Genomic DNA, 17,652 nt, shown 5'->3' with positions numbered 1-17,652 from the left:
AAGAGTGACTACTGAAAATGCAGACAGCAATCACTACTGTCTGCATTTTCTACTCACATCCACTTCAGCTCTTAATGATTACACCAGGGAAATAGCCAGATGCGCCAATTTCAATATTTAATGTTACTCAGTCTTATGACCATCACTGGTTGCTCTAAGGGGAGTTCCGATGCTCCTACGCTTACTACTGTCAGTGGAGTTGTCGTTTCAAAAGGACAACCCCTTTCGGGAGTTATCCTTGAATTCCGTCCGGAAAAAGAGGGGGCTCCCTCTTATGGCACAACGAATGAAAATGGTGAGTTTGAGCTCAACTACAGTGATGGGAGAGAGGGAGCGGTTCCTGGCAAGCACACTGTTAAAATGACAGAATCGTTTGCTCCGGCTGAGGCAGACGGCGGAGATGGACCACCACCCAAACGTCCTCCCGGTCCCCCTAAAGAGAAAACAATGAAAATTGATGTCAAGGCAGATGCATCTCCAATCGAACTTTCATTTGATTGATCAGATACCAGACTACTCAATATATGTCTTGTAAGAGAGCTGACCATCCCAACCAAGTTTTCGGTGAAGCGTTTCGTAATAGGAGTGATCGGGAAAGCGGATCAGTTGGCAATTCACGCTGGCCTGACGAAAGATAATTGAATCTCCCTGCTGGAATGGTCGATGAATATGACCATCAATCACCGCCAGTACATTTTCCTCTTCTTGAGGAAGTGACAATTGATAGGTGCAATCAGCTCGATCGACAATCGGTCGAATCGTCAGCGTGTGTGGGCAAATGGGAGTTATCACAAATGCTCGCATTGTCTGCTTCAGGATAGGACCGCCAGCTGAAAGGCTATGCGCAGTCGAGCCAATCGGTGTTGCGATAATCAAGCCATCTCCGCTGTAGGTCGTGACAGCTTCTCCATTAATAGCCAGCTCGACATCGAACATGTGTGGCGATTTCCCAACACGAACCGCAAGCTCATTCAATCCCAGATGATGTTCTTCAGAGCCATCCGCACGTTGAATAGTTGCCTCAAACATCAGCATTTCTGCAATGGCATATTTTCGATTTGCGACCAGATCGAGATTCCGTTGCAGATCTTCCAGCGTTAAGTCGGCCAGAAATCCGAGTCGACCGAGGTTGATTGGCAGAATCGGAATCTGATGATTCCCGAACTGACGGCAGGCTCGTAGGATCGAACCATCGCCACCAAGTACGATGGCCAGCTCAGCATCAAGTTGTGCATGGTCGACATCTTCGGTCATCGCCACGCCCACAATTTCGATTTCCGGCCGCGAAGCCAGACATGGCTGCAACCTTTCCCAAGCCTGACGCACATGCTCATGCGGACTGCGGGCCAGAACGATCGTTCGGATTGTTGTGGTGGTATTCATTCAAAAAGTCTACCAGAAAATAGACTCATACGGGAACCAAAACCTACCGTTGAATTGAGAGACACCTAGAACTGATAAACTTTGATTGTCCAGTTCCCTGTTCCTTCCACTTGAATGCGATACTCGCCACCGTCTTCATAGTTAATTCCGCCCTGATAGCGAATCGGCTTGCCTGGCATTTCCATGAGGATGTCTTTGAGGCCATCGTCTCGAAACCAGGTGATGCGTTTGATGCGGCCATCGTGCTCCCAGCGAAATTCCCAGAGAGCACCAACCGTAAACGGGCCGGTCATACCATCATCTTTGCCGGAAAACTCGGCAACCAGTTCACGATTGGCCTGAGGAGGGACATAAAATAAATAGGAGCAGAGAACCGTCAATGCAACAACAAAAATAAACATCCCCAGGCAAATCAGCGCGAAACCGCTGGCGGTTTTCACGCGGGCCTCTTTCATGACGGGATGATCTTGGGACATGGAAGGATGGTTGAATGTTGAGGATTGAAGGTTGAGGGTCAGGTTGACTCAGTTATTATAACCCTGCTGAGGCTAGTGGCGAGTCGCATGTTTTATAAATATTAATTCTCCTGGCTCTCCTGATTATGTCACTGAGCATCGCAACGGTTTGCCATCAATTCCAAGAGCCAGATTATCAATGGCGATCTCTGCCATTGCATTGCGGGTTGAAGTTGTCGCGCTGCCGATGTGCGGGGCGATCAGGCAATTGGAAAGTTGCAGGATTTCATCGTTTAAGCTGGGGGGTTCTGGATCGGTCACATCTAAACCCGCTGCTCCGATTTGTCCGGTTTTTAAAGCCTGCACGAGATCAGGTTGCACATGGATTCCCCCACGAGCGGTATTGATGAAAATTGCGTCATTCTTCATCCGCTCGAAAGCTGCGGCGTTAAACATCCCTTTCGTTTCTTCGTTCATATCACAATGAACGGAGACAAAATCGGAACGTTCGAGCAACTCTTCGAATTCCACACGTTCCGCAGATAGTTTCTGCTCAGCCTCAGGCTTCGGGGAGCGGCTCGAATAGAGCACTTTCATACCCCAACCGCCATAACAACGCTTGGCGAACGTTTCGCCGATGCGACCGAGTCCGACAATGCCAACGGTTTTCCCTTCGAGATCCCAGCCGATGTGCCCCAAAGGCTCCCAGGATTTCCACTTGCCGTTGTGAATATACTGATCACCTTCTATCAATCGTCGAGCCGCAGCAATCAATAAGGCGAAGGCCATGTCTGCGGTCGCATTCGTTAACACACCAGGAGTATTTCCCACGGCTATGCCACGCTTTTTCGCGGCTTCGACATCAATATTATTGTAGCCGACGGCATACTGACTGATGACTTTAAGCTGATCTCCAGCGGCTTCAATAAATTCCTCATCGACTTTTTCGGACAGCATGGTCAAAACACCATGGCAGCCACGGATTTTTTCGAGTAGCACGTCTCGGGAAGGGGGAGTGGCATCTTCCCAGATCTCGACATCAAACTCATTCTGCAGTCGATCAATTCCAGCTTGGACGATTTTCCGTGTGACAAAGACTTTTGGTTGTGACATAACACTCTCAATTCAGGTGATAAACTTTTATTTTGAAATCGGAGTGTATCGCCTGAGGTCCGTCTCAACCAGAGGTAGGTTGGGCTAGCGAAGCGCAACCCAGCAAATACCGTGAAAAGATTGAGTCGAATGGAATGAAAATGAGTTGGGTTACGCATTCCGCTAAACCAACCTACATGCTCAACTAAAGAATAGTAATTGATCAGAAATGTTCAGTGAACCTTTGCAAGTCAATAAAAAAAGCCGGTAAAAACCGGCTTTGAGTATTTTAATGTCGTATCAATTATCGACTGGCAGTTTTGGGAATGTTCTTCAGGCTCAGGTGTCCGTAAAGTGTTTCCCCATTTCGCAAAATGAAGAACTTCAGGGGGCTGAAGGTTTCCAGTTGAGGATGATCGAGGACATAAGAGATATTCTCTTCATTGACAGTTTCCCAGACGTGCAGGCCGACGAGGATATCGCCACGTTTGATTCCATTGCTGGCTGCAGGTGATCCAGGGCGAACATTCGTCACCTGCATACCACCACGATATCGGGGAGAAACTCGATTCTTACTGGTTTCAGCCAGTTCGACCAGTTTCAACCCAAGAACATCCCAGGCACCTGCCTGACTGTAAACGACGGGTTCCGTTTGATTTTGAGGTGTTTCGACTCCGTGTAAGAACTGACCTTTCTGAAGACGTTCGAGAGTCAGTGAAAGTTGTTGTTCGGTTTCGTCACGAACGACAATCACGGGAACAGAATCGGTTGATTGTACACCCAGCAGAGAACGTTCCAGGTCGACACCATCGTTAATTCCAACAGTTCCCATTCGCACAATCACATCACCAGGTTTCAGCCCCGCTTTGTCTGCGGGACTGCCCGATTTGACACGATCGACAATCAACTCATGACCGCCGCCGTTGTGAACACAGCGAGTCGTCAAGCCGTGATACATTTTATCGAGCACTTCAACGCTCATCAGTTTGGCGATCAGTTCGCGAGCATCATCAATGGGAATTGCAAAACCAATTCTTTGAGCACCGGCTCGAATTGCGACATTGATGCCGATGACTTCTCCATCGAGATTCAACAATGGGCCACCACTGTTTCCCGGATTGATGCTGGCATCGGTTTGAATCAGATTTTTATATTGCTGTTCTTCGTTGACTTCAACATCTCGTGAAAGAGAACTGATGATTCCAGAGGTCACCGTGTGCACATAACCGAAAGCGTTTCCGACAGCGATAACAGTTTCGCCGAGCATCAGGTCGGAAGAGGTTCCTATTTCCATAACATCGAGTTTAGGATTGCCATCGACTTTGATAATTGCCAGATCATGTTCACGATCAAAAGTGACCACATGAGCGGAATAGCGACTCCCATCGTAGAGAGAAACTTCCAGAGAATCGACGCCGGCAATCACGTGATTATTGGTCACCAGATAGCCACGTTCATCAATCACGATGCCCGTACCCATTCCGTTAATTTTACCACGATTGGTGGTTCCAAAGACGGAATTCGATTCCTCAGCCGATTTCTCAGTGTGGATATTGACCACGGCTGTCTGGGCTCGCTTGACTGCGCGAACCAAAGGGGTTTCGCGAATCGAAGCGGCATCCAGTGTGGCGGATGACAGAAATTGACAGAGGCAACCTGCTGTCAACATGATGGCGAGGAATTTGTTCTTCATGCGTCATTTCTGTCTCAGATGCTTTTCGCCGAATTATTTGAGACGATCTCTTTGCCAAGCGAAGGGCCAATCGCAATGCCATAATTTTTTCATCACCGTCTTCAGACGGTCAGAAAATTCCCTCAGGCAATTACAATTAGAGACAAGTGCACCCAGTCCGATCCTTCAGTGGGCAAATACACTTAACGTCACAACCTGATAGCCAGAATCGGCATCTGCGATTGTGCTGCTTGAACAACCGGGTTTCATGACGCAAAGTTTACCCAGTCGCTTCCTGTGTAAAATTGGTTAAGTTGTGCAGGCACTCCCTGAAAATAATCTCATGTCACATCGTTTTGAGTGAAGTTCTTAGTGAAAACAGACGGGACTGCGAAAACTCCTGAAAATACAGAACTGCCTCCCTATCGTCCAATTCCACGAGCCACAACGGCCACATGAACCACTGCACAACCTGCAGCCAATAAGAGCCTGGCACATGCATGTGCGGTTGCACCCGTGGTGAGTATGTCATCCACCAGCAATATGTTTTTCGCTCGCAGTTTACTTGAGGCAGATGCCCGATACGCGTCGCGAATATTCTTACGACGAAGAGACGGCCTTAGAGACGATTGATGCTTCGTGCGAATGCGCTGCACGAGACCTCTCCGAAAGTACGGTACGTTGAGTCGTTTTGAGAGACATTTCGCCAGTGTTTCATTGGGATGGATTCTTCGAACCAGGCGATTGGTCCAGTGCATGGGTACTGTGACGAGGCAGTCAACCTGTAGCTGACTGAGCATGTCTCTTCGTGATTGCCAAAGGCGTTCACCAACTAACCAGGTTACATCCTGATGCTCAGGTCGCTTACTGAGCTGGCAAAATTGCTTTAATTCCGATTCATAAGTTCCGTAGGCAATCACAGAGGCAAATGAAAACGAATCGGATTTGCAATAATTACAACCTTTAGAAGTATCGACATACGCTCCGACTTCTGCTCCGCATCTGCTGCAGGAATGTTCGATCGCGTCTGGGAAGTTTTCCAGACAAGTCAAACAACAAAGAACTATTTCGTTGAATTCCGTATCTGATGCCAACGAAGTTCCACACAGACAGCATTGAGCCGGAAAAATAAACTCACATAGAGCGGATGAGGATCGGCGAGCGGTCTGTAATAATTTCGACATGAGTGATCCCGTGTCACGATCCGATTACCCCTTGAGGACATTATGCAATGTCACATCGGCCGGAAGTTCTGTACGAAAATAATCCTCTTCAGTTAACAGGTTAACATTCAAACTATTCAGGGTGCTGAACATATCGAGTTCGTCCACTAATTCCTGTAAATCAGCCGATTGAGGAATCGCCAGCCGCATGACCATCGAAAAGGTGTTAACGGATTCGGGGCGGGCAGAAAGTGACTCAATTGTGATCAACATCTGTGCCAGCATACCACTGACAACTCGTACGACCCCTGGTGCATCCTGACCATTCACAGTTAAATAATATGTGGAATCTGTGGAAATGATGTCGGCTTCGTCTTCGTGAAGTTCCCGGATCAGCACCGCCATTTTGTAATTCCGTCCGACCTGGAGCAGATGTTCTTGAATAACTTGAATCGATCGATGGTCAGGGAACTTGGCAGCGATTGTCATGGTGAAAAGGCCATGCACAATTGACTGTGAGGCATGATGCATGTCACCTCCCAGTTCTCCCAGTGCAGTCGTAATCGCTGTTAATACACCTGAATGATTCTGTGAGGTGATTGTAATAAAATAGCTGACACCCATGAGAGTCTCCATAACTTCGGCCTATTGATACAGACACCGAATTGGCAAATTCTGTACCGAATCCTTTATAATTCCACTCTTCTGAGCAAATACGAACTTGTCGCGGACGTATTTATTTTCATTGCGAAACGGATCATCAATTAAGAAATCCAACAGGATCCATTCACAAAAGAGCAGCGATTCACCTGTAACTTCTCACCTGAGAACGAATGAATTCCCGTTTTCGTCATCAGTATTCCGACTTTTCGTGAATTAAGAATTTGATACCACGTTAACAACTCATCGAAGACCGTCAATATCTTTCTTTCCGGGACATGTGGTCATACACCTTCCCATTAACGAGAACACTTCCTCGCATCGTTCAAATTAATGCGAATCCAGGTGTAATAATCTGACTCTCTGGCGATTTCTTCAGAGTATGAGCCTGTTAGGAAATACACTTAACCTGTTATAACTTCTTGAGTTAGATAGGGAACCATCCCTATTGAATTGAATTTTCAAGAAAATCCTTTTGATTCCCAGATTTTCCATGGAAAGTTAGTCATCGTGTTAACACGTTATGTTTCGCTGGCAATATTATTGTTATTACTCACCGCACTGGGATTTACTTTTATACGCATAATCATCCCGTTCCTTTTGCCATTATTTCTGGCAGCAGTTGTCGCATTAATTGCCAACCCGGTTTATAAATATTTCTTAACGCGGACAAAAAATCGCCCGAGAGTTGCCGCAGGGTTATCCACTGCAGCATTGGTGGCGGCTATTGTGATTCCAATATTCATCGGTGTGACCATCGGTGCCTTGCAGATGTTTGATGTCGCTGAGCGAATTTTAAGCGATGATTCTGTTAAAAAAGCGATCGCTGCCGTGAAAGAAGGAGAAATCTACGAAACGATTGCAATTCAGCTGGAAAATTTTTTTCCAATCACTACCAGTGATGGTCAACAATTGACTGAAGAGGAAATTGCTCAGCTTCGCACAAAAATGCTGCAGGAACGTGCAGAAGAATTGCGTCTGAGTACGCAAAATGCCATCAAGCGAGTTGCCATCACAACGATCAGTCCTGGGACCGCATTTACAACCGTCGATATCATTGGCAAATTTGGCTGGACACTGATGAGCCTGCTCACGTTTATAATTGCACTCTACTATTTCTTCTTTGAAGGCCCCGTCCTGATTGAACATGCCATCGAACTGATTCCGGTGAATGCCTTGCATCAGAAAACCTTATTCGAAGAATTCGGAAAGGCCATCCGAGCCGTTGTCACGGCGACATTGCTTGCAGCAGTCGCTCAAGGGTTGGCAACATCGGTTGCTCTCTGGTTTCTTGGGTTCAATCACTTCTTCCTGTTCACCATCGTAGGCACTTTTGCAGCAATCATCCCTCTGGCAGGAACCTGGCTGGTCTGGGTTCCCTGTGCCATTTATCTGGCTTATGACGGAGACTGGGGCTGGGCGCTACTCTTAGCCATTTACGGCTTCGCCTTTGTTGGAATGCTCGATAATTTTATTCGAGCCTACGTGCTGCATTCCGATGCGAAATTGCATCCGCTGCTAGCTTTTGTCAGTGTACTTGGCGGGTTACAAGTGATGGGGTTGTGGGGAGTCTTTATCGCTCCTGTCATCGCCTGCTGTCTCTATGCGATCATTCGAATTTTCAATGAAGAATTGACCGAATTGACCAGGCACCAGAAAGAAAACAATAAATCAAACGTGAAAATCCCAGCCGTTAGTAAACAGACTCCCTCTTAATCGATGGCTCAATCATCATTCATAATGCGGAAAATCAGGAGAAAGAACATGACTATCGGTCAAATGCTGTTGCCGGAATTTGATCAGGAAATGGCGAGCACTCGCAAAATTCTCGAACTCGTTCCCGATGACAAACTCGACTGGAAAATTCACGAAAAGTCGAACACCATCGGCTGGCTGGCACATCATCTTTCTGATATCCCTGGCTGGACGATGGCTACGATTCATCAAGACGAATGGGACGAAGGTAAAGCCGAGAAACCCGAGATCACTCATTCCCGGGAAGCCTATTTGAAAACATTCGACAAGAATGTAGCCGAGGCTCGTGAAGCACTGGAAAATGTGGATGACCAGACCATGATGAAAAACTGGCGATTTCTCTACAATGGCCAGGAAATTTTCACTCTGCCGAAGTTAGCCGTGATACGAACTTGGGTCATCAATCATATTATTCACCACCGTGGCATCATGACGGTTTACTATCGAGTCAACAACATCCCGGTTCCGGGAATGTACGGCCCATCCGCAGATGATAATATGATGTAAAAAAAGCCGGTTGGACGTAATGTCCTTCCGGCTTTTCAAGACAGATGTTTGTCTCGATTAATTTAGCGGCAACCGCCACCGCGACATGAACGGCAGCTGTTACAGCTACGGCATGAGCGACAGCTGCGACAAGATCGGCATGAGCTGCAGCAGCGTCCCTGAGGAGCTTGCTTGGCAGATCGCAATTTGCTGACTTCTTTAACCAATTTCATTCCCGTTGTGCTTGTAAGAGTGTTCATCGTCCTGCTCGCTTTCGTATTGAAAAGTTTTTTTGTTTTGACATTCAGTTATGTCTCATACTCTTACAGCGAAAGCCGAACGATTGAGGGGACACCGAATCTGGAAAGCCGAAGACGGAAAGCGGAAAGCCACATTTTATACCTGAGTGGCTGGGGCCGGAGTGCTGCGGGCACCCAGTTGATTGATTACTCAGAATCCTAAACCTATTCCATTCAATTCCGCAGTTTTGACCGTGCCATCTGTAATATTAAACATCCCCGGAAATTTAGGAGCCCATTCCGCATTTGGGGCCGGGCAGTATTGTCGGCCGTTTCCTTCAATGGCGGCTATCCCCGGAATTCTTGCCGCTAAAGTCGCTGAGTGTAGAAAGCTGTAGCCGGGGCAGGTCAAATCCTGCACACACAAAAACATCCCCTTCTTTTGAGCGGCAGCGGCTAGCAACAAGGTTTCGGTTTGACCTTTGCAGGCTTTGAAGGCGACGCCAGTGTAGCCAAGTTCTTCAGCTGCATAAAGCGATTCCAGACTCACAAGCGATTCATCGATCACAACGGGCTTGATCGCAGCAGCCCGGTGCATTTTGTTTTCCGGATGTTTGTGCAAATCCCGGTGTGTCGGCTGCTCGATATATTGTGCTCGATCAAAAGCTTCTGGGGCTTTCGCTCGCACTCCATCCAGAAAATTAAGAACGTAATCGACGTCTTTACACTTCTCGTTGAAATCGAGTGAGTAGAACCATTCTGTACAACCTCGCTTTTTCTGTGCTTCCGTCGCGATCGCATCAATCGCAACGACGCGATCGATATCCCATTGCAGATCGTCTCCATTCAGCTTGATTTTCAAGTGCGTTAAACCATCAGCCAGAATCCACTCGGATAACGTTTCCGGGAGTCCATCATCGATTCGTTTGGGAATATCTGTATCAGTCAGAGGATCGACGGCTCCCACGAGATGGTAAAGTGGCATCGTCGCTTTCGGTTCCCGACTCGTGTATTGATCGAGATATTCGCCCTCGAACCCTTTGCCAAGATAGTGCGACAAATCGTGATTCATGTACTCTGAAGAGAGGACATTGTAAGAACTCTTCTCATGCAGACGCCCATACGCATCATGTACAGCTGCATCGAGCGGGCTGTTGGCAACGAGTTGAGCCAGTACGGGAATTGGCTCCTGCAGAGAGAATTCTTCCATCACGTGAGCGGCGATCGCGTCGTAGTCCTCGATGAGGACTTCCATCAAATCGAGTGGATGTCCCCATTCTTCGAGATTGGTCGCAACTGCACACGTATCCTCAGCCAGTTTTTTCATAGCCGTTTGTGCTTCGGGCGGCTCGACATGAGAAGATGGCCAGGCCCACACATTACCGACCGGCATACTGCCATGCCCAGTCGCTCGCTTTCCGTCACGACCTTCCAGTTCGACAGTCACGTTGATCAAGTCTGTTTGAGTGACAGTTCTTCCGCCAAATTTTAGAGGGGCGCGAAAGGGCACCGGCTGAAAGGTGACTTCGGCTTTTAAGATTCGTGCGTCGTTGGGGTTGGACATTATTAAAGTCTTTCAGGATAGTTGTCAATTTCGTTGTGCAGTACTGTTTTGGTAGGGGAGACATCTAAGATAAGTCGAGCAAGGTGCGTCTAGACGCACCCTACAGGTTAATACCATTGTGCTCGTAGTATCGTTCGGTCTTCGAATACAAACAAGCCGACCGGTTCGATTGGGTGCGAGTCCACTCGGGTGACTGCAACATCCGAAGTCGCTGCCCATTTTAATTCACCGTCTTCATCGAGCCGGTAGACATGCTTTTCGATGGTCGATGCAAAAGCCTGCTTACCAGTATACGAGACAGAGATTTTATTGACGGTCCCTTCGAGAATCAGCGAGGCTTCGGAATCACCACTGCCATCATAAACTTGAATACCCTGGTTGGAAGCGGCTACGCAAATTCTGGCTGTCTTCTGAATCAATGCCAGATCACCGACATTGGACCAGAGGGTTTTCTCCCAGATTTTTTTTCCGCTGAGTGCATACGCCCCCATCAGGCCATGACTGGCAGCGGCAATGACGACAGGTTCTTCTACCATGAAATGGATGTAGGAGAGCGGACGCATAGTTTCGAAGGTCGCGGCTTTTTTGCCGAGATCGTCAATGACAATCGCTCCCCCTTCTGAGGAGGCGACGAATGTGAAGATGCCATACGGATCGATCGCAATTCCTGAGCAAGTGAAGGGGATCTCGATTGTCCAGATGACTTTGAGTTTCGCATCGAGCCGCACGAGCGTGCTGTTCCCAAGTAGTGCAGAGCCGAATTCGCCGGTGTCGCTCCACGAGAGTTGACGGGCGGGTTCCTGAAGGCGTGTCAGTAGTTTGACATTCAGGAGGGGATCCAAGCGGTAAAGCGTGCCGATTTCATCGGCGACGACGTAATCTTCGGCTTCCCGCATGCTGTCGAAGCCCGTAATGCCGGCTTCGGCCCGGAAGGAAAAAAGTAAATCAGGGGGCTGTCCGGCCCCCTGATTCATCCACGTCGGCGTTTCAATTTTCATAGTGCTCAGAGATCAGCGGCTCGAATGTTTTAAGGATTGCGAGTCAGCTGGGTCTCCTGCAACATTTCGATCGCTTTGAGGACGTCAGCATCTGTTGCCAACGATTTCTCAGTCACTCGAAGATATTCCTGACTCTCACGCGGAACCACAACGTCCGGCTCGATGCCAATCTTACTGTGATTGTGACCGTTTGGCGAGTAGAACTTCGCAGTCGTCAATCGCAAACCACAATTCTGACTGACTGGGAAGATACTCTGCACCGACCATTTTCCATAAGACTTTCGTCCCACAATCATGCCTCGGTTATGATCCCGAATCGCTCCGGCTACAATTTCACTCGCAGAAGCACTGTTTTCGTCAATCAGTAATACGATTGGCAGTTTCCAGGTGCTGGCTGAGTGAGCCGAGTATTTCCAGTTCTGATCCGAAGTCCGCCCCTTGGTCGAGACGAGAACGCCGTGATCAATCAGACGATCGAGGACTTCGACAGCGGCAGTGAGTAATCCACCAGGATTTCCGCGAACATCCCAGATCAGTGAAGTCATTCCCTGACGATTCAACTGATTGAGAGCTGCATCGAACTCTTCAGCTGTTGTTCGTTGGAAACCTGACAGTCGCAGATATCCAATTCCGTTTTGTTGATCAATAATCTTCGCAATCGGTACACTCTTCACTTTGACGGCTCGTCGTGTAAAAGATCCTTCACGACGTTGACCATCTTCTGTAATCCAGTTCAGATGAACTCGGCTGCCACTTTTACCGGTGATCAGTCCAGCTGATTCATCAGTTGGTTTGTCGAGAACATCAATTCCATCGATATGAGTGATATAGTCGCCCCCCGCCAAGCCGCCAGCTTCTGCCGGGCTTTCTGGAAGAATTTCGATGAGGTGAATTCCCTTGCCGGCTTCGGATTTCATTTCGATTCCGAGGCCAACGAATTCGCCTTCAATATTATTATACAGGTCAGCCAGTTTAGTTGGAGTGAGGTAGCTGCTGTAATCATCGAGGGCATTGCAGCCACCGAAGACGTATTCGAGAATCACAGAGACCTTCGAGATACCGAGATCGCGTTCAAGACGATTCGCGACATCAAGTACAATTTTGCGACCGGCATCGGGTCCAGACACAGGTTTGTTCCAGTACTCTTCGAATAACATCCGTCGAGCCTGTTTCAACCCGGGCTGATCGGTATTGAAGATCTGATGATTGTCAAGAAACGCTTCGTTGTTTAGTGCGAGATAAACACTCTCGGTGCCGTGAGCAATGAAGAAAGTCGACGAAAGTGATTCGACATAGTGACTGTGGATTTTATACAGCACTTCATCGAGCAGTTCGGTGGCTTCCCGTTCTGACAATTTGAGCAATGATTTGTCGTAGCTGGCATCTGCATAACGACGATCAATCTGCATATGGAATTTGGCGCGACGAAGACCGTATTGCAGCTCTTCATTTTCTGGCCAGACTTCCAACGCATCGCGGTAATGCACGATGGCATCAGACCATTTGCGAGATCGTTCGAATTCTGCTCCGCTGACAACTGCCTGGCGAACCTCATCGCTGACAGTCTCGGAACCGGGTGCACCGGTCACGACTAAGACTTGAGACAAAACGAGCGCCGTACCAAGTACGCCACTACACAATAAACAAGATTTCCTGAACCAGGACATGCAGCATTTCCCCCTGTAAGTAGCTGCAAGTCGCCGCTTGTGATTCCTCCTGAGGTTTTCGCCAACAATGGCAACAACAATAAACGAATTGAAAAGGGACACACGATTGAAGCATCGCTTCGAATCGATTTTCCATTCCAGTTTCAAATCGTTGCGAGAATTCCATTCTCAATTAGCCCACAAGCGTGGGCGACGATGATTGTAATTTTGCAGCGCTGCTGTTGACTCCAAACAACATCACTGTTGACCTAAGCATACGTCACGATAATGGAACGGTCAATTTTTTCCAGAGGGATTTCAGCCGAATAACCCCTATCGCGGCAATGTATTTCTGATTCGTTATCGAATAGAGCGAATATCATTAAAGAATCGGGTTCTGATTCATGCGGAATATAGGGAAGCCTGCAAAACTTTTCCGGCAAAGCTAACCGGCTCGCCTGGGATAAATGACAACGGGGTAGCGAATACAATTAACCAATAAAGAGACTATTATCTGTCTTCCAAAGCCAGAAGGACATTATGTCCAACCGGCTGCTTGCGTTTAAATGCCATTAATGAAGACAAACAGGAGTTCACAACCAGCCGTACTTAGTGAATGTACATCTGTTTTCCTGGCAGTGATTACAAAACTGCTAAATTCGACTCAATCTGCCTGATCGTTAAAGTCGATTTAATTCGTAGAGAGTCCGTTTTGCACGGAACGAACTGGTTCCGACCTATTTACGTTCAAGGCAGTTGATCAATGCCCAATCCGCTAAAAATCTCATTCCTGTCAGGCATGTTCCTGTTACCACTGGCGATGGGTTGTGCGACCACAAATTCTCATTCATTCGTGTCGTCCTCGCGCTCGACCGAAATTACAGCGACTCCATCCATGAAACAAATGCTGCTTAAGGCAGAAGGCCTTGAGAAGCAAGGGGAAAAAGACCGCGCTCGGCTCGCCTACGAAGACCTGAAAAAAGCATATCCTTATTCAGAAGATGCTAAACTTGCGGATCAACGAATTTTGGCACTCACATCCAAACCAGCCTTGATGACTGCGGATGTAAATTTACCAGAACAAAAAAGATCGGTCGAACTCGCAACTGCAATGACTCCTGCACGAATTGTTGGGGAAGACGCTTCTGCACCCTTCACACTGACAGCAAAAACACCTGTTGCTCAAAAGAGTCCTGAAACTGAAAATAAATTCCCAGTCGCGGACATTATCCCAGTCTCCGCTGAAGTGATTGCGACGACTGAAAATTCTGAGACTGCCCCAGAGTTTCTGTTCAATACGGAGACTGAAGCGAAAACAGCATCTCCCAAGATCGTGACCTGGCGGGAATCGAAGCCGGAATTCGATTGGTCTTCCTCGGGTTGGAAATCGACATCTCAGAAAAAGACACAATAAGTCAGTAGGTTGGGTTAGCAGAACGCGTAGTAACCCAACCTACATCTGTCTCGTCTTTAGCTATTTTCCCAGCGGCTCTTCATGAAGGCGAGGCCTTCTTTGGCCAGATGTTCTTCGCTGGGATACATGCGACGCCAGATGCGAGTCGCGGCTGCCAGTTCCGGCAAAGCCAGGCCGAAGGCTTCGATGACGAACCAGCCGTCGTAATTGACCTTCTTCAAAGCCGCGAATGATTCGTCCCAGTTCACGCCCCCTTCTCCGGGAGTGGAACGATCATTCTCGGAAATGTGCACATGGACCATTTGGTCCTGACAGGCTTCGACAGCACCAGTGATTGATTTTTCTTCGATGTTTGCATGGAAGGTGTCGTACATCATTTTGAGATTCGGATGATTGACTTCACGTGTGAAGCGCGAGCAATCTTCTGCACAGTTCAGGAAGTAACATTCAAATCGGTTCAGGTACTCGCAGACCAGAGTCACGTCAGCCTGTTTCGCATGATCTGCTGCTTGAGTTAGAATTTCCTGAGCCCATTTCCATTCGTCTTCCGTTCGTCCAGAACCGGTAAATTCTCCCAGAGCAGAGTGAATCGGCCCGCAAAGTTTTTCTGCACCAGCAGCCTGACAGGCATCAATCGCCCGTTTGAGTCTTTCCAGTCCAGCCTGACGAATCGCAGCATCGGGTGAGATCGGATTTTCTTCGGGCGTGCAAACTGTAACCGCCGTCGCTCCCAGTCCTGTTGATTTCAGCTTCTCACCAATTTTCTGGTTCATGCCCAGATCGAAATCGAACATCGGCAGTTCAACGCCATCGTAGCCCCAGCTCTTGATATCATCGAGCAGAGAGAAATGGTCTTCGGTCACTCCGGCAGTCCACAGGAGTAGATTCATGCCATATTTCATGGTGTCGTCCTCAGCGTTAGATTGAATAATTGCGTGGAATCAAATGAGAATCCCCTGAGACCAACTTCACAAAGAAGATGCAATCTAAGTCAGACAGACTCACCAGGAGAATTGGTATCGAGTGTACCGAGGACGTGCACTGGCAGCATTTCGCGATGTCGTTGTTCAACGATGCGATAGGACCGAGCGAGCACATTCTCGAAATCGTCAGATAACATAGGAAGTTTGACGCGTCTCATCACTTGATTCAAGCGAAACAGAAGTTTCTTTTCATTGAGATAGTCATACAGAAACCCCTCCTGGACAAATCGCGGCAGCAAAGCGGAGAGACGATCGGTCGGGCGCGTGGCAATTTTGCAGACCGTTTCCTGAACAAAATCGTAATCCAGTTCCGCCAGCGATTCGTAATAGCGATCCAGAAGTTGAGGACGCTGCTCGATCAGTACGCGATCGAGCAGCATTTCGGTCACGATATGTCCTAAAAAGCCTGCCCGAAAATTATCATCCGGCCCCAGGGCTTCCCGAAACATTTTTCCCAATTGCATACTGATTTCAAGAAACGCCCGCTGATTATGAAACCAGTCATCGTCCATCAGGTGCTGCCGGGCTCCGCTGATAAACGAAGTTTCTTCCGTGGTCGCAATGGCAATTGGGGATGCGCGATTTTGATCTTCGTTATAACGATCGATCAACCGTGCCCGAATACGGACGGGACGATCTGCCACGCTGAGCCAATCTGGAGTTGCGGTCCCTGCAACAAAATAAGGATTATCGAGAAACGCAATTCCGTGAGCGAAAAAATTCAAAACGTATCATCCTGAGGATTTAAAATTGTAAGGTTCATCCAGGCTCATCGTGCTGACTCAACTCACTCAAGCACTTTGAGGCATTCAATCGCAGCCAATCGAATATTTTGGTTGGGATCGGATTTAGCGAGTTTATTGATTCTTGAACGATACTGATTAGTCTGCTTCGGTTGAGTGGACAATGCTTCCAGTGAGGCTGCTCGAGATGCCGGAGTTGCGTTTTCGTTCTCAGCGGTTTCAATCAGATAGTCCAGCAGGCTACTGTCGCCTTCAGATAATCGCGCCAGGGAATGAGCCGCTGCGATTTGAACATCTTCGTTCGGTGCAGATTGCAAAGCTTCAATCCACAGATCCGTTCCCGGATCAGACTGAAACAAAGAGACCGCCCAGACAGCAGCCAAGAGTATAATCGAGGCACACAGAGCGATCCAAAAAACCTTCAGTGATTGTTCGAAGATCCGGTAAGTCGACTTCAATTCTTTACTGGCTTCAAAATTATCCAGCTTCGCTGCGACTTTCGTTCCTGACCCAGATGATAACTTAGTATCGACGAGTTGGGGGGAAATTCGAATTCGTGAAAGCTCCTCTGCCACTTCCATGGCAGAGCCGGGACGATGTTGAATATCTTTTTCCAGAAGCTGAAGCACCAATCGCTCCAGAGAAGCCGGACATTCCCGATTGACTTTTGAAATCGGCTGAACCGGCTCGGTCAAATGGGCATGAAGAATCTGACCAGGACTCTCGCCAGTAAATGGTGGCTGTCCTGTGAGCATTTCATAAAAGACACAGCCAAGGGAATATAAGTCACTTGCTTGAGTCAGCGGAGGTTTTCCACGAATCTGCTCGGGAGACATATACTGGACAGTGCCCATGGTCCGCCCATCAGCCGTTAATTTGGCTTCTGACATCACGCTAACCAGACCGAAATCACTCAGCTTAATCTGTCCGGCTTTAGTGATCAGAAAATTATTTGGCTTGATATCCCGATGAACTATTTTCTGGTTGTGGGCATATGCCAGAGCTGCACACATCTGCTGGCCATAATCGGTAATTTTCTGCCAGTCGAGATAGCCAGCTTTCTGAATTTTGTCCCAGAGAGTTCCGCCTTCGACAAGTTCCATTGCGTAAAAGCGTTGTTTATCCTCGCAGACACCTCCGAAAGCGCGGACAATATTCGGATGGCGCAATTTTTTGAGGACTTGAATTTCACGTTCAAATCGAGCCAGAAGAGTCGGATTTGTAATTTCTTCGGGAATCAGTTTGACTGCAAACATGCGGTCGTCTTTGACGTACCTTGCCCGATAGACAACACCCATTCCGCCTTCACCGATTTTTTCAATCAGTTCAAACGGCCAGACCCATAAACTGGATTTAGACATGATTTTCGTGACAGTCTGCTGAGTTCTCTGTATACGTT

16 protein-coding genes are annotated in these 17,652 nt (G+C 48.0%); 4 read left to right on the top strand and 12 right to left on the bottom strand.

The genetic code is table 11. The annotated features are described in order from the left end of the window. Positions 1 to 99 precede the first annotated feature (99 nt). The gene (locus tag Pan54_RS03960) at positions 100 to 501 is read left to right on the top strand and encodes a carboxypeptidase-like regulatory domain-containing protein (RefSeq protein WP_146502271.1); all 402 of its coding nucleotides are present in this window, start codon (positions 100 to 102) and stop codon (positions 499 to 501) included. A 12-nt stretch (positions 502 to 513) separates the two neighbouring features. Here Pan54_RS03960 and Pan54_RS03955 read toward each other — a convergent pair whose 3' ends face one another. From Pan54_RS03955 to Pan54_RS03930, 6 genes are all read right to left on the bottom strand, one after another. Continuing rightward, positions 514 to 1,383, bottom strand: a complete 870-nt coding sequence (locus tag Pan54_RS03955) for an NAD(+)/NADH kinase (RefSeq protein WP_146502270.1) — start codon at positions 1,381 to 1,383, stop codon at positions 514 to 516. Positions 1,384 to 1,448: 65 nt separating this feature from the next. Beyond that, positions 1,449 to 1,859: a hypothetical protein gene (locus Pan54_RS03950; protein ID WP_146502269.1), complete on the bottom strand. Its 411-nt coding sequence runs from the start codon at positions 1,857 to 1,859 to the stop codon at positions 1,449 to 1,451. A 123-nt stretch (positions 1,860 to 1,982) separates the two neighbouring features. After that, positions 1,983 to 2,951, bottom strand: a complete 969-nt coding sequence (locus tag Pan54_RS03945; protein WP_146502268.1) for a 2-hydroxyacid dehydrogenase — start codon at positions 2,949 to 2,951, stop codon at positions 1,983 to 1,985. 283 nt (positions 2,952 to 3,234) lie between these two features. After that, the gene (locus tag Pan54_RS03940) at positions 3,235 to 4,623 is read right to left on the bottom strand and encodes a trypsin-like peptidase domain-containing protein (RefSeq protein WP_146502267.1); all 1,389 of its coding nucleotides are present in this window, start codon (positions 4,621 to 4,623) and stop codon (positions 3,235 to 3,237) included. Positions 4,624 to 5,024: 401 nt separating this feature from the next. Next, positions 5,025 to 5,786: a ComF family protein gene (locus tag Pan54_RS03935; RefSeq protein WP_146502266.1), complete on the bottom strand. Its 762-nt coding sequence runs from the start codon at positions 5,784 to 5,786 to the stop codon at positions 5,025 to 5,027. A 24-nt stretch (positions 5,787 to 5,810) separates the two neighbouring features. Continuing rightward, positions 5,811 to 6,389: an ACT domain-containing protein gene (locus Pan54_RS03930; protein WP_146502265.1), complete on the bottom strand. Its 579-nt coding sequence runs from the start codon at positions 6,387 to 6,389 to the stop codon at positions 5,811 to 5,813. A gap of 546 nt (positions 6,390 to 6,935) precedes the next feature. Here Pan54_RS03930 and Pan54_RS03925 point away from each other — a divergent pair. Then, positions 6,936 to 8,141: an AI-2E family transporter gene (locus Pan54_RS03925; RefSeq protein WP_165441568.1), complete on the top strand. Its 1,206-nt coding sequence runs from the start codon at positions 6,936 to 6,938 to the stop codon at positions 8,139 to 8,141. A gap of 48 nt (positions 8,142 to 8,189) precedes the next feature. Next, entirely contained in the window at positions 8,190 to 8,687 is a 498-nt protein-coding gene (locus Pan54_RS03920; RefSeq protein WP_146502263.1) for a DinB family protein, read from the top strand. Between the two features lie 429 nt (positions 8,688 to 9,116). On the opposite strand, the gene Pan54_RS03915 is transcribed toward Pan54_RS03920, so the two are convergent. The 3 genes from Pan54_RS03915 to Pan54_RS03905 form a co-directional block, all read right to left on the bottom strand. Beyond that, the gene (locus Pan54_RS03915; protein WP_146502262.1) at positions 9,117 to 10,469 is read right to left on the bottom strand and encodes an enolase C-terminal domain-like protein; all 1,353 of its coding nucleotides are present in this window, start codon (positions 10,467 to 10,469) and stop codon (positions 9,117 to 9,119) included. Positions 10,470 to 10,576: 107 nt separating this feature from the next. Then, complete coding sequence (locus tag Pan54_RS03910; protein WP_146502261.1) at positions 10,577 to 11,467, bottom strand: hypothetical protein; 891 nt, start codon at positions 11,465 to 11,467, stop codon at positions 10,577 to 10,579. A gap of 29 nt (positions 11,468 to 11,496) precedes the next feature. After that, positions 11,497 to 13,074, bottom strand: coding sequence for a S41 family peptidase (locus Pan54_RS03905; RefSeq protein ID WP_242631211.1), 1,578 nt, complete (start codon positions 13,072 to 13,074; stop codon positions 11,497 to 11,499). 802 nt (positions 13,075 to 13,876) lie between these two features. Between Pan54_RS03905 and Pan54_RS03900 the strand changes: the two genes are divergently transcribed. Beyond that, positions 13,877 to 14,527 (top strand): tetratricopeptide repeat protein, encoded by a 651-nt coding sequence (locus Pan54_RS03900; protein ID WP_146502259.1) that lies wholly within the window; start codon positions 13,877 to 13,879, stop codon positions 14,525 to 14,527. A 56-nt stretch (positions 14,528 to 14,583) separates the two neighbouring features. Here the strand turns inward: Pan54_RS03900 and Pan54_RS03895 are convergent, their stop codons facing one another. The 3 genes from Pan54_RS03895 to Pan54_RS03885 all read right to left on the bottom strand — a co-directional run bounded on the left by Pan54_RS03895 (position 14,584) and on the right by Pan54_RS03885 (position 17,614). After that, on the bottom strand, positions 14,584 to 15,429 hold the full coding sequence (locus Pan54_RS03895; protein WP_146502258.1) for a sugar phosphate isomerase/epimerase family protein: 846 nt from the start codon (positions 15,427 to 15,429) through the stop codon (positions 14,584 to 14,586). An 89-nt stretch (positions 15,430 to 15,518) separates the two neighbouring features. After that, positions 15,519 to 16,235, bottom strand: coding sequence for a hypothetical protein (locus Pan54_RS03890; protein WP_146502257.1), 717 nt, complete (start codon positions 16,233 to 16,235; stop codon positions 15,519 to 15,521). Positions 16,236 to 16,297: 62 nt separating this feature from the next. Continuing rightward, positions 16,298 to 17,614, bottom strand: a complete 1,317-nt coding sequence (locus Pan54_RS03885) for a serine/threonine protein kinase (protein WP_146502256.1) — start codon at positions 17,612 to 17,614, stop codon at positions 16,298 to 16,300. Between the last annotated feature and the right edge of the window lie 38 nt (positions 17,615 to 17,652).

It is taken from the genome of Rubinisphaera italica (genome assembly GCF_007859715.1).
Taxonomy (GTDB): Bacteria; Planctomycetota; Planctomycetia; order Planctomycetales; family Planctomycetaceae; genus Rubinisphaera; species Rubinisphaera italica.
This window is presented reverse-complemented; position numbering and strand designations above follow the sequence as displayed.